The 21,701-nt window shown below is 50.3% G+C and carries 16 protein-coding genes; 8 read left to right on the plus strand and 8 right to left on the minus strand.

The window, feature by feature from the left end:
• The first annotated feature begins 41 nt into the window (after positions 1-41).
• The gene (locus tag ACZ5ZV_RS16705) at positions 42-515 is read left to right on the plus strand and encodes a hypothetical protein (protein ID WP_464118307.1); all 474 of its coding nucleotides are present in this window, start codon (positions 42-44) and stop codon (positions 513-515) included.
• A 43-nt stretch (positions 516-558) separates the two neighbouring features.
• Here the strand turns inward: ACZ5ZV_RS16705 and ACZ5ZV_RS16710 are convergent, their stop codons facing one another.
• Genes ACZ5ZV_RS16710 through ACZ5ZV_RS16735 form a run of 6 tightly spaced genes read right to left on the minus strand, consistent with a single transcriptional unit; the run spans position 559 to position 10,364 of the window.
• Positions 559-1,353, minus strand: a complete 795-nt coding sequence (locus tag ACZ5ZV_RS16710; RefSeq protein WP_464118308.1) for a PilZ domain-containing protein — start codon at positions 1,351-1,353, stop codon at positions 559-561.
• A gap of 27 nt (positions 1,354-1,380) precedes the next feature.
• Positions 1,381-4,461 carry a UvrD-helicase domain-containing protein gene (locus tag ACZ5ZV_RS16715; RefSeq protein ID WP_464118309.1) on the minus strand — a complete coding sequence of 1,027 codons (3,081 nt, stop codon included), beginning with the start codon at positions 4,459-4,461 and terminating at the stop codon, positions 1,381-1,383.
• Positions 4,437-7,160, minus strand: a complete 2,724-nt coding sequence (locus ACZ5ZV_RS16720; RefSeq protein ID WP_464118310.1) for a PD-(D/E)XK nuclease family protein — start codon at positions 7,158-7,160, stop codon at positions 4,437-4,439. Before ACZ5ZV_RS16720 ends, ACZ5ZV_RS16715 begins: the two co-directional genes overlap by 25 nt.
• A 7-nt stretch (positions 7,161-7,167) precedes the next feature.
• Positions 7,168-8,283, minus strand: coding sequence for a hypothetical protein (locus ACZ5ZV_RS16725; protein WP_464118311.1), 1,116 nt, complete (start codon positions 8,281-8,283; stop codon positions 7,168-7,170).
• Positions 8,283-9,269 carry a hypothetical protein gene (locus ACZ5ZV_RS16730; RefSeq protein ID WP_464118312.1) on the minus strand — a complete coding sequence of 329 codons (987 nt, stop codon included), beginning with the start codon at positions 9,267-9,269 and terminating at the stop codon, positions 8,283-8,285. The genes ACZ5ZV_RS16725 and ACZ5ZV_RS16730 overlap by 1 nt, the downstream gene beginning before the upstream one ends.
• Positions 9,270-9,278: 9 nt before the next feature.
• Positions 9,279-10,364 (minus strand): PorV/PorQ family protein, encoded by a 1,086-nt coding sequence (locus ACZ5ZV_RS16735; protein ID WP_464118313.1) that lies wholly within the window; start codon positions 10,362-10,364, stop codon positions 9,279-9,281.
• Positions 10,365-10,571: 207 nt separating this feature from the next.
• On the opposite strand from ACZ5ZV_RS16735, the gene ACZ5ZV_RS16740 reads away from it, so the two are divergent.
• Positions 10,572-11,318 (plus strand): hypothetical protein, encoded by a 747-nt coding sequence (locus tag ACZ5ZV_RS16740; protein ID WP_464118314.1) that lies wholly within the window; start codon positions 10,572-10,574, stop codon positions 11,316-11,318.
• A gap of 140 nt (positions 11,319-11,458) precedes the next feature.
• Here ACZ5ZV_RS16740 and ACZ5ZV_RS16745 read toward each other — a convergent pair whose 3' ends face one another.
• Positions 11,459-12,640, minus strand: coding sequence for a PorV/PorQ family protein (locus ACZ5ZV_RS16745; protein WP_464118315.1), 1,182 nt, complete (start codon positions 12,638-12,640; stop codon positions 11,459-11,461).
• A 95-nt stretch (positions 12,641-12,735) separates the two neighbouring features.
• Between ACZ5ZV_RS16745 and ACZ5ZV_RS16750 the strand changes: the two genes are divergently transcribed.
• Positions 12,736-13,263 (plus strand): hypothetical protein, encoded by a 528-nt coding sequence (locus ACZ5ZV_RS16750; protein ID WP_464118316.1) that lies wholly within the window; start codon positions 12,736-12,738, stop codon positions 13,261-13,263.
• Here ACZ5ZV_RS16750 and coaE read toward each other — a convergent pair.
• Complete coding sequence (coaE, locus tag ACZ5ZV_RS16755; RefSeq protein WP_464118317.1) at positions 13,260-13,853, minus strand: dephospho-CoA kinase; 594 nt, start codon at positions 13,851-13,853, stop codon at positions 13,260-13,262. The two genes, ACZ5ZV_RS16750 and coaE, sit on opposite strands and share 4 nt — an antisense overlap.
• 65 nt (positions 13,854-13,918) lie before the next feature.
• On the opposite strand from coaE, the gene ACZ5ZV_RS16760 reads away from it, so the two are divergent.
• The 5 genes from ACZ5ZV_RS16760 to ACZ5ZV_RS16780 are packed head-to-tail and all read left to right on the plus strand — an operon-like array spanning position 13,919 to position 21,699.
• Complete coding sequence (locus ACZ5ZV_RS16760) at positions 13,919-15,877, plus strand: protein kinase domain-containing protein (protein ID WP_464118318.1); 1,959 nt, start codon at positions 13,919-13,921, stop codon at positions 15,875-15,877.
• Positions 15,878-15,919: 42 nt separating this feature from the next.
• The gene (locus ACZ5ZV_RS16765) at positions 15,920-17,701 is read left to right on the plus strand and encodes an AMP-dependent synthetase/ligase (RefSeq protein ID WP_464118319.1); all 1,782 of its coding nucleotides are present in this window, start codon (positions 15,920-15,922) and stop codon (positions 17,699-17,701) included.
• Positions 17,698-18,438 (plus strand): formyltransferase family protein, encoded by a 741-nt coding sequence (locus tag ACZ5ZV_RS16770; protein ID WP_464118320.1) that lies wholly within the window; start codon positions 17,698-17,700, stop codon positions 18,436-18,438. Before ACZ5ZV_RS16765 ends, ACZ5ZV_RS16770 begins: the two co-directional genes overlap by 4 nt.
• Positions 18,435-20,843, plus strand: a complete 2,409-nt coding sequence (locus ACZ5ZV_RS16775; protein ID WP_464118321.1) for an alpha/beta fold hydrolase — start codon at positions 18,435-18,437, stop codon at positions 20,841-20,843. Before ACZ5ZV_RS16770 ends, ACZ5ZV_RS16775 begins: the two co-directional genes overlap by 4 nt.
• Positions 20,836-21,699, plus strand: a complete 864-nt coding sequence (locus ACZ5ZV_RS16780) for a UbiA family prenyltransferase (protein WP_464118322.1) — start codon at positions 20,836-20,838, stop codon at positions 21,697-21,699. The genes ACZ5ZV_RS16775 and ACZ5ZV_RS16780 overlap by 8 nt, the downstream gene beginning before the upstream one ends.
• Positions 21,700-21,701 lie beyond the last annotated feature (2 nt).

The raw sequence follows: 21,701 nt of genomic DNA on the forward strand, positions 1-21,701 counted from the left end.
TTTATGTAAATAAATAGTGAACAATACAATTGGAGTTTAAAATGAAACAGGTAATCTTTGGCATGCTTCTCTTGTCCGCTTCCTCGGCTCTGGCTTCCGCAGATCAGTTTGCGGGCACCTATCGTCTGACCAGTTCTCAAGTTGAAGGCGACACCTTCTGTTATGATTCTTTCACCATCGAGGTTAATGGCAATGAAGCTTCTTTCAACCGGGACGGATACATGATCTATTCAGGCGAAGTGAATGGTCCAAAACGTAAAGTATCCTATTCCCATGGCGAAGCGTTGAGCAGTACCAAGGGGTATGAACAGGTCACCCTGGAAAAAGGGGTTCTTTCCTTCCAATTCAAAGGAACCAGCTCTTTCGTGGGTGTTCCCGCCACGCGTGAGGAAAGCACCATTTCCATGAAACTTTCCCAGGACGGAAGCAAACTGACTTTGCTAAGAAAAGAATTTGAGGGTGTGGCCTTCGGTCTCGGCAAAAAAGCTGCCGCAAGCTGCCAGTACACCCGATAATCAGAATCTGAAAATGCAAGGGAGGCTCTCGGCCTCCCTTTTTTTATGCTCTCATTTTGGGGAACAAACCTTCCCCGCGTGTCACAAGTTTTTTCAACCAAACTCCGAAGCCATCCTCCGGTCCCGGCAGTCTTTCTGTGACAATCAATCCTTCATTGTGAAGCCTTGCGATCAGTTCTTTAATCTGACGGTCACTGTCGCCGCCGTGTTCGAAGCGGACTCCGTATTGCGGAATCTCGCCGTGCTGAAGCTTGTATACAACTTTCCCTTTAACTTCAACATGCTGCCCTTGGAAGTCCCAACTTACTGTGACGTCCTCATTTTCACTCATCGCCGGTGCTGATGACAGCAACAATCCCCCTTGAGAGATACTTTTCACGAAGGCCTTTTCGCCATTCACCATTCCCATATGATTAAAGTGATAGCGTGGAGCGGCTTCCCACCAGCGAGTGCGTGGGTCAAAGTATACTTTCTGCACAGATGGAACCACGAAATACGCAACGACCAACAGATCCACCACCACAACCAAAATCAACAACAGCAATGTGCTCAGATTCATATTCGTCATGTAGCTATAGACATTTGAAGCCAGAACGATCAACAGGCATCCCAGATAAGCCCAGTAGCTCCAGCGCTTACACACATATATAAAGATTCCCGCCAGAACCGGGATTACAAGATAAATCAAAAGCAATGGTTTTGGCAGAACCTCAAACCAATACGTCCACTGCTGTCCCAGAGTTCTTCCGGAGCGCAGGGCATTCAAAACAAGATTTCCAACAGGGGCAAGGATATGAAGAAGTGCAAGAATGATCAGGGACCACGGTTTTGTTTTCATAACAAAATGATATGGAACCCTGAATTTCTATGCAAGGAAATAGTTGTCGATGCTTCTCTCTAGCTGTTTGTTCAATTCCACGGGATCAGTCACCGTTTCGATCTTCACGACCTCGTCCATCGGATAAACCACTGCCAGCTTAATTTGCGAAACCCCTTGCAGATAGTTCATGCGATGCAGAGCCCAGGTATAGGCTTCCAACTGACGGAAGGCCATATCCGAATACCTCTGCGACCCGGTCTTGTAATCCACCATCCACAAAGTTCCGTCCACAACACCCCAAAGATCGATCTGTCCCTGCATCAAAGCTTCTTTGTATTTCAGGGCAAACCCCCACTCTACAAAGCCATTCTCGATAATCTTGAGCAATGGAAGCTCCGAGGTCTGGGCCAAGAACTGCAACGGTTTGCGCAGATCCTCGTCTGAAATCTTTAAAAGCTCCTCAAAAGGTGTGAACTTCAAGGCTTCAAACAGACGATGGGCATTGGTCCCTTGCTGGGCTCGAGCCAGACCTTTTCCAAGCTGGGTCGCCTTGGGGGTGTATCCCTCCCCCTGCACACCTTCCGGCGTTACTAATTCTGTTACAGAAATATACTTACGCTTCTCCGAAACTTCCGCCCCAGACCATGGAGCACGAACGTCCTTTTCAGCCAGGTCCTGCTCCATCATTCGAACAGGTTGCAAGTTCTCGGCGCGGACAACATAAGAAAAATCTTTTTCCTCATGCAAACCCTCTTCCAAGTTCAGCGGACACTGGGCTGCCCAGGACTTTTTGCCGATCTTCTTATCCCACAACAATGTCACGCCGGACTTAGCCCGTGTCAACGCCACGTAAAGCACGCGGTTGAACTCTTCCGTTTCCCGGCGGCGCAGTTCTTCCACAATCTGATCGGCCAGAACACTGCCAGCCATGGCTTGCGTTTCTTCGTTGCGAATCTTCAAAGACCACAACCCGGTTTTTTCGTGGATACTTAAAACAGGCGCATGACTGGCGCGGGGGTCACTGCCCATTCCCGGTAAGATCACCTGATCAAACTGCAAACCTTTGGAGGCATGGACCGTCATGAAGTTCACACGTTTGGGCTCAATCACCGGTGTGGCATCCGCATCCTCACCGCCTTCATCCGTAGACAAAGTTTCCAAACTCGCATCCAGGAAATCCAGATAGTTAAAGCCCGGGCGTCGCTCTTCCTGCGAAAGTAACGCCACCACCTTCCACAGATTGGCTTCACGCCGGCCCGTGGAATCAATGCGGGCCGAGTAATCAAACAGCCCCAGATCAATCAAAGCCTTTTTTAAAGTGAACGAAAGACCTTTGGATTCGGCCTGCCCCAGAAGTGTCTTCAAAACGCGCAACGGATGCTGCTCGTCCCGACTGTCGATGTGCTTCTGTGCTTCCTTCCAGAAGGAGTGACGGAAAGAATGGCAGTAGGTCACAATTTCAGAGTCCGGCAAAGCCAGCCACGGGGATCTTAAAAGAGCCACGAAATTGGCGTTGTCATGGGGATTGACCAAAAACTTCAGGATTGCCAGGGCATCCAGAACCTCTCGGCGCTCATAGAACCCGCTGCCGCTATGAAGCTGTAACGGAACTCCGTATTCCTGTGCGACCTTGGCAATGTCCTCCAACGTCTTGTGAGTACGCCCCAGAACACAAATCTGCTCTGGACTGACCCCCTGCTGCAAAAGCTCCTGAATACGGGAAACTGTTGCCAGCACTTCGGCCGAAGTCTCGTGTTCGTCGCCGGTTTCTGTCAGAAGAACCTGCACAACAGGAATGGCCGGGCCTTTTTTTTCTTTTCTTTCATCCGGAGTCATTGCCGCAAACTGCGGACTAAGACGTGTGAAATAATGGTTGAAGAACTCCAGAACCTCCGGTGATGAGCGGTAGTTCACCAGCTTTACTTGCACATCACCATTCTGAGCCGCAATCTCGTCCACTTTTTCCTTGAAGACTTCGGAACGAGCCCCGCGGAACAGATAAATACTTTGCTGGGGGTCTCCGACAATGAAGACCGGTCTTTCACCCACCAAGTGGCGCAACAGCTCCACCTGCACCGGGCTGGTATCCTGGTATTCGTCGACCATCCAGAAGTCCCATTCCTGGGAAAACTTCACCGCAGCCTCCGGTTGCTCCATGATGATTTTATAGGCCAGCGTTTCGAGATCGCTCATCGACAACAGACCATTTTCAATTTTAGTCTGCATAAAATCACGGCTGAAGTTCTTTGCCAGCTCTTCAAACAGACCGCAGTTGCGCTGATGGCGATCCCAATATTCGGGGCGATAGCGCGGCTCCTTCAAAAGGACATCAATGCGGTCGCGCACTTCTTCCAGCTCTTCGTTCAGGCTTAAACTGAACGGCGCTGATGCTTTGCGAAAGACCGGCTTGCTGGTGTGTTCCCAGAAGCTTTCCAAACGCTCAAAGAACTGGGCCCACTCCGAATTATTCACATTCCAGGAAAAACCGGTCATCGCACCGGCATACTCGATCCACTTGTCATTCGAGGTCTCCTGGGAAATTTCCAGACATACACGGCGCAACTGACTGGCAATCTGCTGGACAACTTTGACGGTCTCAGCTTCCAGTTCACCGCGGGAAATAAAGGTCATCCCCGGAAAGATCACATGCTCAGAGAAATACTTCAGCAGTGCGCCCTCTAAAGTCTGGAAGTCGTATTCTTCCAAAAGCTCCTGCAACTGCGGATTCTCCAGAAGATATTTGCGCATGATCTTGCGCGCGCCCTTGCGGATTTCAGAATCACTCATGATTTTGTAGTCCGGGGTCAGGCCGATCGCTGAACCATAGCGGGACAGAAACAGGCTCAGCACACCGTGAATGGTGGAAATCTGCACCTGAGACTTGGAACTGACAAACTGGAAAAGATCATCACGCTTTTCCTCCAGAGCTTTCCCTAAAAGACGCTCTTTCAGTTCCTGGGTGGCTTTACGGGTGAACGTCGTCACCACAATACGGGGGAACTTTCCATGCTGAGACTGAAAGTCGCTGGCAAACTTCAGAAAGGTCTGAGTCAAAGTGGTGGTCTTCCCCGCACCGGCACCGGCTCGCAGGATGATGTTTTTTAATTCAGATGTGGTGCCCGACATTGGCGCCTCCACTCACAGGTTGTACAAGTTTTATAATCCGCAGGACGAGCGTCACACTCGCCATTTTTGATCCGATCCAGTGTCGTCATCAGGATCTGACTGAATTCGGTCAGATAGCGCTCCTTGGCTTCATAGGTGGCATTTTTATCCTTGCGCTTGGAGGCCGGATAAAGGGTTCCCGCCAAGTCCTCGACCTTAAAGCCCTTGCGCTCAAAGTTTCTGAACACATAGTAGAACAAACCGATCACTTCACCCTGCACGTCTTCCATGAGGCCTTTTTCCAGAACCCACATATAAAAGAGCAGTTGCAGTTCGTGATTCTTCAGCCACGAGGCATGGGCGGAAATTCCGCCCGAGGAGCTCTTATAATCCACCACCACCAGGTGGCCATCACCATCCGAATCCACCCGGTCGATCTGACCGGAGATACGGAAGCAGTTGTCTTTGGCTTCGCGATGGATTTCCTCTGTATTTGGATCAAGATAGAACTCGAAGCGTTTTTCCCGTCCGATGGTTCGTGTTTTTTTAAACTCCTCGCGCCAACGCTTTTCAAAATCAAGGAAACGCAAACCCAGCTGGACATGACGTTTCTTCAAAGGGATCCAAAGGCGATCATCTGCAAAAATCAGTTTCTTTTCGGTTCGGACCTTTTCCAGAAGCTCTTCCAGCTCCGACACGGTCCAATCAAAACGCATGGGTTCAATTGTCAGCTGTTCAAAGATCGCATGGGCCAACTGTCCCCGGGTGCGATGATCCACATCCAAATCAATATCCGGCAAATCCTTCAGTTTGAAGTATCTTTGGGCGGCAAAAATAAACGGACACTCCAGGAAACTTTCAATAGACGAAGCCGAAATTCGTGGCAGCTCTGTTCCCTGGATAGGAGCCGAAGGGGTTTTACCCAAATCCTGTAAAATACGCTCTTCCACTTGCTGCTTGCGGCCTGCCAACAAAGGACGATCCCCTCGCTGCGGCGAATGTTGCAACTCATCCCAGCGGGTTTCCAGAGGAACGGTCAGCTTCTCATGCTCTCCCTGCAGGCTCATCCAGAATGTCGCTGGCGAACACAGAGAGCCACTTAAGTCCGTTGCTCCAAAGCAGTACAGGTCCTCATCACTATCAGCCTGAGCCAATAATCGCAGCTCAAACTCCAAATCACTTTGATCCGGATTGTCCAGATAGAAGCCAATGTCATTGGCCAACTCAAAGTAATCCTGGCCTGACAACTGGGTTTTATTTCGACCTTTCAAAGACTCATCCGTCAGGCCCAGGAAGATACGTCGTCGCGCTTTTTCACTGTGTGCCGACATCAGCTTTGTGACCATCACACCGCGAGGCTCCCCTTTTTCCAAAGTGTACTCTTTCGCAGCGACGATGCTTTCCAGATAGCTTAACCATTCTTTCCACGTCAAGGAGGTCGAACTCACGGCATTCTGAAGAAGCTCACGCAGAATGACCTGGACGATGTCTGTTTCATCCGCGCTCCAGGACATCAACGCCTTAGCCACAAACTCGTCGCGTTTAAGAAACCCGGTCAGGTCCATCTGCTCAAAGAATACTTTATGCACAATTTCATTCCGGGCCAGGTCCTCATTGACGTAAAGGCTTTTAAACAAGGCCCGGAATTCCTCATAGCGCAGTTGCTGCGCCTCTTCTTTTTCAAAGAATGAAATCTCCAGATCCGAACTGGAAAGACGACCGCTTTTGGAACGCAAAAGCGCCAGCCAGCGCGTGACAGAAGGAAGACTTTGCGCTTTGTGGGTGATGTCCTTCTGAACGGGAATTCCCTCTTCTGCCAGATAGGCCTGAAGCACCGGCCAGTAAGTTTCAATATCCGGTGCTATGATGGCGATATTATCGGGCGCAATTCCCTGTTCCACCCAGCGGCGAACTGTGCCCACACTGTTTTTGATTTCCGCCAGCATTCCAGAGAAACGCAGAACCTCGATTTTCTTTGTCACTTCGGCGGGTTTGGGCAGTTTTTCCGTCTTGGCGCTCTGAGCGCGCAAGTCATCATAGGGTTTCAGCAGGAAGTGGAAGTCTTTGCGCCATTCGGGGTTGGGCTCCAATATCACCACATCGACAGACCGGGAAAGTACGTGCAGTAGCTCGGCCTCAACCCGTGTGATCTCCCCGCTCAGATCCACAATCAAGGGGATGTTCCAGACTCTTTCAAGTTCGTTGAAGTTTTGCAGGTATGCGGTGATCCAATCCGCAGTGATCACACGTTGGTCCTGCAGAAGTTTCAGGGCGCAGAAACGCGCACGCAAATACCATTCCTTCCAGCGGTTCATCGCCTCGGGATGGCTTTCAAACCATTCTGTCAGGCGCTGAGTTCCTTCCGGGTGAAAGATCACCGCCGCCATCTGGTCGATATAACTAAACACGGTGTCTTCCGCAGAAGAGTTTACCCCGAGCACTTCGGCGTGTTCATCCATGATGGTGCGCAGAAGAGATCTGGCAAAAGGATCACTGACCAGACGCAACCCCGGATCCAGACGCTTCAACAACATCTTCCACAGGTCACTGGCACGCAAAACGGATTCGTCGACATATTGGCCGTCACGGCCCAGAATTTTCTGCTGAAGTTCAAATTTAGTGCGAAGATCCGAAACCAGCCAGGACTGTTCTTTCGGATTGTAGTTGGCGAAGATCTCGGAAATTTGAGATCTGCTTTCGATGGAAATAACTTTCAGCATTTTTGGATTACCGGCGTTGTTTCAGTTTTCTTTTCTTGCCGTTATTATCCGTGAATTTGAAGTTAGCATCAAAGCTTAAATCAATGCTGAGGCCCACCATAATGCGATTGTCGGCACTCTGACCGGGATAGACACCCAGCTCCTCTGTGTAACTTGCAGCATCAATGCGGAAAATGAAGAAGTCCATTCCCACACCATAGGACACATAACCCTGATTCACACCCGCGCGCAGATCCAAGAATGGCAAAGAAATCTCGGTCCCCAAGTGCAGCTTCTTTCCAATCTGAATATCGGGATCCAAAAGATGCTGGCCTTCCAAGGCAATCACCCAGTCAAGGCCCGGCAAATCCACGCCCAACGAAACACCTGCTCCAAGATTCTGCGGAATATGCGAGGGCGCATCGTTCCCCGCTGTTTTTGTGAAGGCCGTGTCCCCGATATCCTTCCACACCACCGTGAGAGTCGGATTTAAAGGTGTGTCCGCAACCGTCATCAATCCAAAGTCGACACCATAACCTGTTCCCTTATTCTGGAACTCGTCCATCACGCTTTGTAAATCTCCCGCATTGGCCACCGTGGAAAGCCCCAGTTCCTGTACATCCCCACCCCAGCGATTGATTCTCTTAAGTGCCAACCCCAACGAGGTCTTCGGCCCCAAGGGATAAGCACCACCAATCACATAGGCTTCGTCATTACGGAAATAGGTCGTAAAAGAAGGATACCCAGGATTGTGCAGTTCCAGGGACACATTATAGTCTGTGTAGTATCCAAATCCTAAAAACGGCAACGCCACCGCCGCACTGCCTGTGGCATTGGCATAGATACGACGTCCGAAAAGATTATTGTAAGTGGAAGGATCATTTTCATCCAAGTTAGAAATCGCATCAAGGTCTTCAGTCGATAACATCCGGCCACCGACATTCACGCCAAGCAGGTGTATATCCAAACCTTCAATTCGATCCATCGCTGCGGGATTTACAAACAAAGCCTCAGCACCTCGGGTCGTCGTCAAAGCCGCCCCACCCATTCCCAACGACCGTATGGAGCGATAGCTTTGGTTGATCTCCTGCGCGGAGACCCGGGAAGACACTATTAAAATAAAAATCGCAGCAACAATTTTCATTACAGCACCGGCGGTTTCAATCTAATGCAGCAGTAAGCTGGGTTGTTCAAATCATCACCCGGGTCATCCGGCATCACTCCCGGAGTGCAGGTCCCAAAGCCCATGGCTGAAGAATCCATTAACACCCGAATTGTATAGAGCAGCTCTGGAGTCACTGCTGCGATATTCGTCGCCGTGCAATTGCCAGCTCCGGCCACCGTTTCACACTGAGTGAGAGCATCCTGCAGCGCCGTCAAGGTTGAGTTGCCGCCGCTTAAAACCGCTGCGAGAGCCGACATGTTTTCAAAAATAATCCCAATCCCCGAGGCAATCTTCTTTGCTTCTGTATCAGTAATTGCGCGCGCCGGAGACGCCACGGGCAGCGGAATATTTAAAGGATTTTGCATCGGATCACCCTGAGGCCATCCGTCTGTTGCTGCCGACCCCGCACCACCACTGTAGTTATGGCAGATGTTATAGTCTGTTTTATAAACTCCGTCCGCCACGCCATCCTGAGTAGGATCCAGCTTTGCTCCAAGGGTCGTTCCAATTCGTGCAATCCCCAGAATCGTCAGGAACAAATTCTGATCGTTGGTTCTTTCCAGAACCGATCCAAAAGAGGTGATAATACTGATCGACTGATCACAGGCGCTGGTGTCCAGAGCATTGCCGGCAAAAATACTCATAAAGAACGGAAAAATACTGCTCGAGGGACTGTTCTTCAAACCGTTGATAATGTCTACAAAGGTGAATCCGCATTTTCCCGCATAGGCTCCAGCAAGAGCCTCCTGAACGTCCACTTGGGCCGCATAGCCATCGCTCATCTGATTTTCGATGATATCAATAGCCGTGTCCCATTCCAGCGCATCAATCTTCTTTTTGGCTTCAAAGAAGAGAGCCTCATCAGAGTCTGTTTCAGAGACATCCGTCAGAAGGTTGGGCTGACCACAGGAGGTGGTCAGAGTCAAAGATAGAAGTAATATCAAAGTCCTTTTAAAACCTGTCATGCTTCATCCTTAAAAGCGGTATGCAAACTTGAAAGTGTAACGTCTGTCTTCACGAGGTGAATCCGAGGTGCCGATCTCTTCGCCGTAAGTGGCGAACTGCCACTGAAACTTTTCTGAGGCGAGTTCCATGCCCGCTGTCCAATACCTCTGATTATATCCGCCTCTTAAGAAAAGCACATCTCCGAAGTTCAATTCGAGACCGCCGTGAATCAACTTGGCCTTATCCTCTTCATCCGCTGATGTTAATAAGCCACGGTATTCCACTGTCCATGCCGATCTCACATATCTAGAATGAATCGGAAAGATTGCAGCTGCGACATCAACGTCCTGTTTGACCAAATTGGGACGGTCTGTTGTGCTCATTCGGACACCATGAGACTGATCGAAGCTGGTACCACCCACGTCACGCACCACCGCGGAGATAGTTGGAATAAATGTCCAAGGTGCTGCCAGAATCAATCCCACATCGGTAGAAAGGCCCACGCCTTCCGTACCGATGGATTCATAGTCCAACGGACCCGCCGCAGCCACAGTGGGGTTATCGACCTCCACACGGCTGATCAACTTGGTGTTAAAACCCAACTTCACACGCCCATCAAACAAGCGGAAGTTAAAGCCCAAAACAAAGGCCAGATCGTTTCTATAGTAGGTATCAATCGTCGATCCATCCTGCGCCATCTCAGCATCCAGAATATAATTTCCATACAAGCCGATGCCGAAGTTTCTTCCGACAAAGGATGGAAACACCTGAGCCTTGGCGTGATAGTAGGCGCCTCTTTTGGCATCCAGTGCCGCTTTTATGTCCTCTAGTGCATAAGGATTTGAAAACGCTTTTTCGCCATAGAAACCTTGCGTCTGATAGCCGAACTCCAGCTCTGGATCCAAGATCGTTCCATAGAAGTCACGAAGCTTGCCCAATGCCGCTGGGTTGACTAACAATGCGGTTTCATCATTCGTCACAGCAAGACAGGCACCGCCCATCCCCTGGCAACGAACCCCACTGTAAAAACTACGGCGCTCACGCGCGTTCACATCCGGGGTGAACGCCATCAACAGGAGAGTTTGAATCAGCGTTATCCATAAAATCCTTTTCATAGATACCTCGCTTAAATTGGTTGAGATAAATCAATGGATATATCGGCAGAATGGGGCCTCACATTGAGACGTTTCACAAAAATACATTCCTAGGTCCCGCCATTTCGTGATGATTACGAAATTGGGAGTTCTAAATTTATGAGTTAAGGACCTTCGGATAGTGCCGATAAGTTCACTATACTTAGGACCGTTATAAGGAGTTCCAGGATGTTTTCGAAGAAAATGGCAACATTGATTCTAGGATTGGGTGCAGCACTTCTCACGGGATGTGAGGCTGAACAGACTGAAAAGGACATGATCGCAGAGGCGCAGTTCTGTATGGACAAGGCCCGCGATGAGGCTTCTGCCAATGCCTGTGTTAGTAAAATCGCAGGTCTGACATCCCCGCAAGCCTACACACTTCGCTGTGCCGCCGGCTTTATTTCAGCTGAAGTTACCAGCGCAGAGAATCTTTCAAAGGCTCTGGATGCCATGACGGATCAAGGCGCTGGCGCGACCTCCATGCTGAGTATTCTAAATTTTAAGAGCAAATCTCTAGCCGACAAAACATTCGACTCATGTAACAAGTCGGGGCAAAAGGGACTAGCTCTAATTGGGGCAATGGCAAAAAGCGCGACGGTTCTGGCAAATGCCGTTTCTTCTTTCCCATCTTGCGGCACTGACCTATCAAGCTGCGATGCCGACATGATTGAGTCTACAATCAACGGGCTTCTAGCAGATCTTTCTACGGGATCTGGGGCGGCCTATGAAAGTGCAGTTGAAAACGTGTCAGAGATTGCAGCCGCCGTTCAGACTGTTTACACAACAACCTGCAATAGTTCTTCTCAAGCAAACTCCTCAATCTGCTCTGATATAAATCAGGCTGCTGCTGCTGCTGGAATTGATATTGCGACCGAGGAGAATCTAGCCGAAATCGGCAAGGCCCTGCTAGAACAGTGGCAACCCACGCCATAAAAGGTAAATGTACCTGCTCACTTTTGCAGAAGCCTTGCCTTACAAAAGGAAACGGCCCACATAAGGGCCGTTTTGCTTTTTTCATAATCCGTATTTCGGGCAAATAACTCACTGCTTCTGCAAAAGTGAGCTGGTACCTCTTAGAAGTCTAGGTTTAGGCGTGTGGCGTAGACACGGCTTTCGATAGGCGTGTTTTTTGTTCCCACGTCGTTGGCATAACTGACCAGATCCAGATTGAAGATTCCTAGTTCGGCAGACAGACCTGCCGTCCAGAACGACTCTTTCAAGCCCACTCGGTAGTGACCTTTCCACCAGGATGTCACTGTCCAGTCGAACTCAAAGCCGATGTGAACGCCTTTTCTCCAGTTGAAATCCGGATGGCCCAGATCTCTGACATCAAGCACACCGCGACCACCGAAGATCCACGCAGATGGATATTCCCAGCGCGTTCCCAGATCAACAACACGATAAAGTTTTTCTGGCGTACCGTTCGTTGCTTCTTTGTTTAACAACTTCAAGGAAGACCCAAAACCGGTTTCAGCAATATTTCTGACGACCATACCGAAAGTGGGACGTGCCAATCGCAACACCGACCAGAATCCTTGATCCGGCAGTTCCGGCGTCCACAACAAGCCTATATCGGCATCAATTGTATAACCTTCCAGCATGTCCTCTTTTTTCAGGATCTCACTGCCTTCAGCAAAGTCCGTGGCACTGATAGGTTTGCTGTAAAATCCGCGATTCACAAATTTCCCCGTCACACCCCAGGACAGGCGACCGTTTTCAACGCCCTTCATATCATCCGCATAAGCAAGACCCAAAGTCGTGTCGGCATAAACCGTCGTATTCACCGCTGGGCCCACCAGTTGGTGCATCGCCATTTCAATCGAGATATCAGCCGGAATCAGTGCAATACCCCAATTGGGACGAACCCAGAAGCCTTCCATCGGTGACAAACGCAAAGAATAGACTTCGCCGTAATTCTTTTCAATCAGCTCCAGATAGGCTTGTGTTTTCTGCTGTTCAGTCTGGTTGCTCTTGTCGATATCTGAAAATTCATTATAGAAGTCCATGGCTTTAGGCGTTCCCGCGGCACTCAAAGACAAGTTGATCTGGCCGTCTTCGCGGCGAGCCAGACCTGCGGGATTATAAAAGATAGCCGAATAATCGTTGGCAACTGCAACAAAGGCATCGCCCATTCCCAGAGCGCGAGGAGCCTGATAGTGATGGTGAATGGTCGTGCTGATACTTTCAGCCTGTGCATTTGTTCCGGAAATCATCGCAGACAGGCCCGCGAGGAGCAGGAATCCTCTTTTAGACATATTTTTGCCTCCAAAATTCTTACCATTGATTGTAGACATAATTTATACTTTGTCTTATGCGAGTTTTTACCTGCCTGCTTTTTTTGACCTTGGTCGTGAGTTCAATCCAGCTTCATGCTGCACCCACAACCACGACTACTTTAGAAACATCTCCATTGACGGGAGAAGACGACGAATATCTCGGTACCCTGAAGGCGTCGGACTTCCCTCCCCGAAAAGAATATCTGCTGAATCTTTCACTGGGCTATCAAAGTGGAAACTATCTTGAGCGCGACGAATGGCTTCAAGGCCCTTATCTGGTCGTAAGGCTGAGTTCCATCAAGCGGGATCCTCTCCCGGTCTGGGACTATGAGGTTTCTGTCAATAACGAGCAGTTCCTCGGCGCCGGCGTTGGTCACCGCTGGTATTTTGCTCCGGAGGATCGCTTTGTTCCCTACGCGCGCTTGGGAGGCCACGCCTATCTGGACACAGCCGATGGCATCACGGGATTCATCGAAATTCGCCGCTGGCGTGTTCACGCCAGTGTCGGTGCTGGCGAGACTTTCACCGGAGAATTCGGAACCGGTTTTTCAGTGACCGGCCCTGATCTATATGCGCAGTTCGGATATAATTTTCAGTTCTAATTCTTAAGACCGTCGAGCCACTTTAAAAGACGGTCCACCTCTCGAATCAAATGCTGTTCATCCCGGTTGTTATAAAGGACAAAGTCCGCCTGCTGCTCTTTGGACTGCAATGAGATCTGCGAGGCGATACGCATATCGATTTCATCTTCCGTCCACCCCTGGCGGCGCAGACGCTCTTTTTGTTGCTCTCGTGTGCAAGACACCACGATGACTGCATCGAACTGATCTTTGGCTTTGGTCTCAAAAAGCAAGGGGATATCATAAATAGCCAGAGCCGCGCCCATGTCCTCGTGCAGGCGGCGACGGGTTTCTTCACGAATCAGCGGGTGCAAGATGGCTTCCAGCTTGTGCAATTGCTCAGGGTCACCGAAGACACGCTGCCCTAACTTGCGCCGATCCAAGCCCCCTTCTGCAGTCTGAAATTCTGATCCAAACTCTTGCAGAACAGACTTAAGTCCAGAAGATCCAGGTTTCACAACGTCTTTGGCAATCTCATCCGCGTCCACGACCGGAATATTGTGACTGCGAAGCATTCTGCTCACCGTACTTTTACCGCAAGCTATACCTCCGGTCAGTCCTATCCATTTCATCTTTGAAACTCCTTAAGGATTACTTTTATTTTACCGATAGTCCTCTCAAAGGGGAACATGAATTCATGTCTCAAGCTGTGGAACAGTTCGGTAAATACATTCTTCTAGAGAGACTCGCCGCCGGCGGGATGGCCGAGGTGTATCTGTCGAAATCCACAGGCGCCGTGGGCGTCAATAAGTTTGTCGCTATCAAACGCATTCTGCCCCAGTACTCTGACCACCAGGACTTTATTGAGATGTTTAAAGAAGAGGCAAAGATCGCCGTGAATCTGAATCACGGGAACGTTGTCTCAATTTATGATTTCGGTGTCGAGAAGGCACAGTTCTTCCTGGTTATGGAATACGTCGAAGGCCGAAACCTTCGCCAGATTCTGAATGAACTTAAAAAAACCAGCACTCAGTTCACCATCGAACAAATCGTTTACATGATTAAAGAGGTGGCTGCAGGTCTTGACCACGCCCACCGCTGTCTGGATGGGACAACAGGAAAACCTTTGAACATCGTTCACCGTGACATGAGTCCTCAGAACATCATGGTGAGCTTCGAGGGTGAAGTCAAAATCATCGACTTCGGTATCGCCAAAGCTGAAACCCAGATGGAAGCCACCAAAGCCGGGACCCTCAAAGGGAAGTACGGCTACATGAGTCCGGAACAAGCCGACGGTCAGGCGATCGACCCGCGCACAGACATTTTCTCAATGGGTATTGTGCTGTGGGAACTTCTCGCCAATGACCGCCTGTTCACTTCTAACAGTGAAGCGGCCATCCTGCGCAAGATTCGCGAGTGCCAAGTCCCTTCGATTCGCAAAATCAATCCTTCCGTTCCACCGGAACTGGAAAGAATCGTCAACAAGGCGCTGGCCAAAGACAGAAGTCTTCGCTATCAGACCGCGGCGGCTCTGCACCGTGATCTGAATCGTTTCCTGAACACCCAGTATCCGGAGTTCTCTCCGCATGACTTCAGTGTATTCATGAAAAACGCCTTCTCTGCCGCGTTCCTGGAACAGCGTCGCAAGCTCGTGGAGTTTGCGAAACTTCAGGCCCAACCCACGTCAGAGGATAAAACGATTGTCACACAAACGGACATGCGCTCGCCTTCCCGTCCCGCCCAGGTTCCGACCGAGGCACCGGATGGTGAAGAAAAGCTGGATCTGGACACTTCCACAGATATCCGTGTGAATCTGGACAATCTGAAAACTCCGCCAAAGCCTTCGATGCCGAAGGTGCCCGGAGTCAACGCCACAGATACCAATATTACTCACACACGCACTCAGGCAACCGGCACTTTCACGTCCGGGCCGAATGCAATGACACGCACCCCTTCAAGCCTATCGCAGATGGGGACCCGAACCTCCATTTCGAAGCATCAGGCTGGTTCCTCTATGGAGGACATCACCGGTCTTGCCATGAAAGCTGTCGGGGCCCTGTTGGTCGTTGTCGGGCTGTGGTGGGGCTACACCAACTTCTTCGCAAAAAAATCTGCTCCAAAAACAGCAGCGACCGCCGGCCTGACACCAAGCCCGGCTGGAAAAAATCCAGCGTCAGCTCACGGTGTGCAACAGGCAGAACTGGCCGCAACGTCGCCGGAATACACTGTGACCATTTACTCCAATCCGGGCGGCGCCCGTGTGGTGATCGATGGCGTGGATACTGGAGAATTCACTCCGGTTCGCAAAACCGTCAAAGCCAACACTCCTTACAGCCTGCGCTTGGTTAAGGAAGGTTATACAGATTTGGTAACAACAATCACTCCGACTTATGAGGCTTACTCTTTCACAGGAACTCTGCAAAGACTTCCACGTGTGGCCTCGCTGATCATCAACATCGTCAATGGTGGAGCCAACCCTGAACTGCGCATTGCCGGAGTTCCTGTGGCGATTAAACCCAGTGGTGATGCGTACCTGATCCAGGCGGAAGTTGGTGTTAAAATACAAGCTAGAAATAAGACGACAGGACTCTCTGCAGAGACCACAATTACTGTTCCTGCGGACCAGAGAAAAATTGTAGATTTGTATCTGAAATAATTCACTTCGTCGTTCGTTTGCAGCAACTGAGGAGTTTTCATCATGACGAAGCCCACCACCCTGGGACAATCCATTTTAAGCATGCGCAGCCGCAACCCTCATAACGTGGCCGTGCAATTTAAAGCCAACAATGCATGGAAAACAAAAAACTGGGCAGAGTACTATGCCGACATCGAAACTGTCGGTTGCGCCCTGTTGTCCTTGGGGATTAAACCAGGAGATCGTGTCGCGATCATGGCCAACACCCGGATTGAATGGTCCACGTCAGATCTGGGAATCTTTGGGATCAAAGCCGTCACTGTCCCCATCTATCAGAATAACACCCCGGAAGATGTCGAATACATCCTGAACAACAGTGAAGCGCGTATTCTGCTGACGGAATCGCGCGGGCCTTTAAAAACCTTCGAAAGTGTGAAGGACAAGTGCCCGCTGGTTGAAAAGGTCGTGGTCTTTGATGAGACCTGCCCCGATCCGGATATTCTCACCTGGCCCCGTCTTATGGAACTGGGCAAGGCTTATCTGGCAAAACATCCGTCACAGTTCCACGAGCTGTGCGGTTCTTTGAAGCCTGAAGATCTGGCGACAATTCTTTACACTTCAGGAACAACGGGTCGCCCCAAAGGGGTCGTCATGACTCATCTTCAAGCTATCAGTGAAGTGAGCGAGGCGTTTCCACTTTGTGGAGCAACGGAGAAAGATATTTCTCTTTCCTTCCTGCCCTATGCCCATATTCTTGGCCGTATTGAACACTGGGGTCACACTTACATCGGCTTCACCCTGGCCTTTGCAGAAAGCCTTGAAAAGATCCGCGGCAATCTTCCCGAGATCCGCCCCACCTTCCTGATCTCGGTCCCCCGCATCTTTGAAAAAATTTATGCCGCCATCTTTGCCCAGATCCAAACTCAGCCCATGAAGATGAAAGTCTTCAACTGGGCCCTGGACATCGGCAAAAAGGTCGGCGAATACAAAATGAGCGGGCAGGTGCTGCCCCTGGATCTGCTGTTGAAGTATGAGCTTGCGCGCAAGCTGGTCTTGGGGAAAATCACCGAGGCCTTCGGTGGTCGCCTGCGCTTTGCCATCAGCGGTGGTGCCCCGATCTCCAAAGAAATTGCCCTGTTTTTCCATGCCGCAGGCATCTTGATTCTGGAAGGTTATGGCCTGACCGAAACCACAGCCGCTATCACGGTGAACACACCCTTTAACTATCGTTTCGGCAGTGTGGGTCGCCCGATTGGGGAAGTAAAACTGAAGATCGCTGATGACGGCGAGATTCTGGTCAAAAGCGACAAAGTGATGAAAGAATACTACAAAAATCCGGAAGCCACTAAAGAGGTGTTCACGGATGGCTGGTTCCACACCGGCGACATCGGAGAAATCCTGGCCAGTGGGGATCTTAAGATCACCGATCGCAAAAAGGATCTGATCAAAACCGCGGGTGGAAAATACGTGGCACCACAACGCCTGGAAGGTCTGCTGACCCTGTCGCCCTATATTGCCAATGTTCTGGTTCACGGCGACCAGAAAAAATACATCGTCGCTTTGATCACCCTGGACCGTCCCGCGGTAGAAAATCTGGCGCGCGAAAAAGGGGTCGATCCGTCCGATTGGGTCAACTTCGTTCAATCCGCCTTTGTGCAGGACTTGGTTCGCAAAGCAGTGGCAGAAACCAATTCTCATCTGGCAAGCTTTGAGAGCATTAAAAAATATGTGGTCCTTCCCAACGAATTCACCGTTGAGGGAGGCGAGCTGACCCCGTCCTTGAAAGTAAAAAGGAAAGTACTGGATCAACGCTTCAAGGATAAAATTGAAGAGCTGTATCTATGAAAACACTCCTGGTCACCTCGGCGGTGACCTTTGTTCCTCACAATTACGACGGGTTGGTTTTGCCTCTGGCAAAAGACCCCCACATTGAAGCTCTGGTTGTTATTGATAACCGCAGCTTTGACATCGTCTTAAAAGCCCTTCTGCTGATACTGAGTCTGGCCGCCCCCAGGATGGGATGGCATCTGCTGAAAAACTTCTTTGATGATTCTCTGAAAAGAAAACAGGCCGCCTACCAAGTTGCGGGCAAGAAGGTCTTTGTGGTTGATGACATCAATTCAGAGCAAAGCCTGAAGCTGCTAAACGAACTGCAACCGGACTTGATTCTGAATGCACGAACACGGTCTTTCTTTAAGAAGAAACTGCTGGCTCTTCCCAAAATGGGATGTATCAATATCCATCACGGTCTGCTGCCGGATCAGCGCGGACTGATGTGTGATTTCTGGGCTCATCTGTTTGACACTCCGGCGGGTTTTTCCATTCACGAAATGACCTCAAAGCTCGATGACGGCTCCCTGCTAAAGGTCGTGGAAGTTCCCTCCGATAAAAAGGATTATTTGGCCTCCTTGGATCTTGGTGCCTCTTTGGAAGCTCAAGCAGCCTCGAACGTTCTGCGGGATATTTCCTCCCGCGGCAAGATCTTAGGGGAGGCAAATCTGAAAACAGACACAACAGTTTATAGAAGCAATCCGCGCCTGCGGGACTTCTACAGGTTGCGCAGCAAAGGAGTCAGCATATGAAAACCATCATTGCTCTTCACGGGAATCCGGGCCACCCCGAAGACTGGGATTTGCTTAAGCAAGCCCTGGGTCAGGACTTCAACCTGCTGGCCGTGGATGCCCAAAGCGAGGAATGGATTCGCCTGCTGACTCAGGACACCTCAAAAAAAGTTCTGATCGGCCATTCCTGGGGCTGCTATCGCATCCTGAAAGCGTTGCCCAAGTATGAGCAATATGTTGAACAGGTTCTTCTGGTAGCCCCTTACATCAGGCCCGAACGCGAACTTCCGGGATTGGCAAAAGGTCTTTTGAAGCTGCCAGTATTAGGTGACAAGCTGATCCAGTCCAGTCACGCCAAAGCCAAAGATTCATTTTTTGCTGACCTGATCTATCCCTTGAAGTCGGATGCTTTGCCGTATCTAAAAAAGGTGCAGGATCGTTTGCAGGACTGGAAGCTGTGGCAGAAGACTGCTTTTAATAAGATTAAAATGCAGGATAATCCCTGGAGCACCAGTGATGTATGCAAAGTCCCCGTGACGGCCATTTTCGGTAAAGACGACAAGATCAGTCAGGAATCCGTGCAGCTTGAAATCATCAAGCAATACCCATCCCACAAGATCATCCATCTCGAAAAAGCCGGTCATGGCCTTTTGTGGTCGCATGTAGCCGATTTACTCAGCGTCTTGAAAGCGGCTCCTCAGACAGCCGCCGCAGGCCATAAAATTGGCTATTATCCCGGCAGTGATGAACGCAACAACGTCATCACCTACATGGAAAAACATTTGCGTGAGTTCCCGGAAAGAGTCGCTCTTCGCTGGGCCAACCCACAAGCCTTGGCACAATGGGATGGCAACCCCAGAACTCCGATCAAACACGACGAAATCACTTACCGCCATTTCGCCGCCCGTATTAATTCCTTCGCCCGCGGCCTGATGGACATTGGCATTAAAAAAGGTGATCGCGTGATCATCTTCCTGCCGATGAGTCTGGACATGTACACTGCGATGTTTGCCGTTCAGCGGATTGGCGCCATTGCGGTCTTCCTGGATTCTTGGGCTCGCAGCCATCACTTGGGCGCTTCGGCAGAATGCGTGGGTCCGAAAGCCATGATCAGCTTTAAAATGGCGTTCGATCTGGTGGATCAGGTTCCAGAGTTTAAATCCATGCCGATTCGTATCCTGTACGGTCCGGGCGATAAGTTCACTCACAAATTTGAAGACTTACTGAAGCAGGAACCCTCCCCTATCGAACCGGTTGAAAGTGAATTCACAGCCTTGATCACGTTCACCACCGGCTCCACCGGGAAACCGAAGGGTGCTAACCGCACTCACCGTTTCCTGTCGGCCCAGCACCACGCACTTTCTCACGTGATTCCTTACACTGAGAAAGACAAGGACATGCCGGCCTTCCCTATCTTTAGTCTGAACAATCTGGCGTCCGGTGTGACGACCATTTTGCCAGCCTTGAATCTGGCGGCTCCGGCCGCCCATGATTCGGCCTTACTGACCTGCCAGATTCTAAGTGAAAATATCAACTGCACAACCCTTTCCCCAAGCATGCTTGTGGGTGTGGCGAAATACTGCAAAGAAAACAACATCCAACTGACCGGGCTGCGCCGAGTGGTCACGGGTGGTGCGCCGATTTCCAAAGATGACGTGAAAGCGTTCTATGAGATCGCCCCACAAACGGATCTGTGGATTCTTTATGGTTCCACCGAAGCTGAACCCATGGCCCACATCGAGGGACGTGACATGCTGAAGGAAAGCAATATCACTGACCCGGAAATCATCGAAGAAGGTGTTAACGTCGGCCATATCAGCGAAGATATCGACTATCGCTTTATCCGCATCAAGGATGGCCCGATTGAACTGAAGGACTCCCCGTGGTCGAAGATTGAAGTGCCTGACGGTGAGGTCGGGGAATTTATCTGCACCGGGGATCACGTTTGTCGTGATTACTACAACAATCCGGACGCCTTTAAGACCACCAAGATTCTGGATGAAAAGAATCGCGTGTGGCACCGCACCGGCGATCTGGCCTATATTGATTCCGAGAAGAATCTTTGGATCGTGGGCCGTGTGAACAACGCGATCGAGCGCGCTGGCAAGTACTACTTCCCCGTGCGCGCCGAGGTTTTACTGAAACGTATGGACTTCACTTACCGTTGTGCCTTCCTGGGCGTGGAGGACTCCAAGTTGGGACAAGCCACGTACGCTGTGGTGGAGCTCAAAGAGGGCATCGACAAAACCACTTTCGACTTTGCCGCTGCCAAAAAGGAGATCCAACGGGTCTTTGAGAAAAATAAAATCCCCGTGGATGAGATCAAATTCGTCAACAAGGTTCCAATGGATCCGCGTCACCATTCCAAGGTGGAATACAAGGTCCTGCGCGATCAACTGAAGGAGCCGGGAGTTGTGATTGGCTAAGTGGTGGATACTGATTAAAGAAAGATTCAGTCCCGCTTCCTATGTGCCCATGATTTTTCTTTTCTCCTGGGCCAACGGGCTTTATCTTTCCCAGTCATTTAAAATGGACTGGGATTGGGGCCGCTTTGCAATGGTCTTTGTGTTGTTGCTGTCCTTCTTTTTCCGCATGCGTCTGTTTGATGAAATCAAAGACTATGAAGTGGACTTGAAGGTCAACCCCACCCGCCCCTTGGCGCGCGGAGTCCTGTCGGTGGCTCAGGTTAAAAAGGCGCTGCTTTTGCTGATTGTCTTTGAACTTGGGGTGGCCGGATCGCTGGGCCTTTCTCCTTTCCTGATTCACGCCATAGCCATTGGCTACAGTCTGATGATGTATGAAGAGTTCTTTATCGGAGACCTGCTTCGTCCCCATCTGACCACTTATGCTGTGACACACACTTTCGTCAGTACGTTGCTGGGCCTTTCTGCTGGAATTGCCATGACGGGAGTTGAGCTTTCGCAGCTCACCTGGCATCATGCGCTCTTTTTCCTGATGAACTGGGCCTTTTTCAACTTATTTGAGTTTGCCCGAAAGACGTTCGCTCCCGAGGAAGAACGGGACCATGTGCCGAGTTATTCCAACATCTTTGGCTGCTACGGCGCCTGGGCTCTTTCCATCAGTCAGGCGGTGCTGGGTGTGGGTGTGATCTTCTATTTAAAGCCGCACATCCTGCCTCCTCTGGCGTTGACTTTGTATGTGGCCGTCAGTCTGGCCTACCTGCTGCGCAAAACCAGAAAGACCGCCTCTCTGTTTAGAAATCTGTCTGGTGCTTACTTGTTGCTTCATTACATTATCCTCGTCTACATCGTGGGAGTTTAATC

The organism is Bdellovibrio sp. HAGR004, from assembly GCF_055397015.1.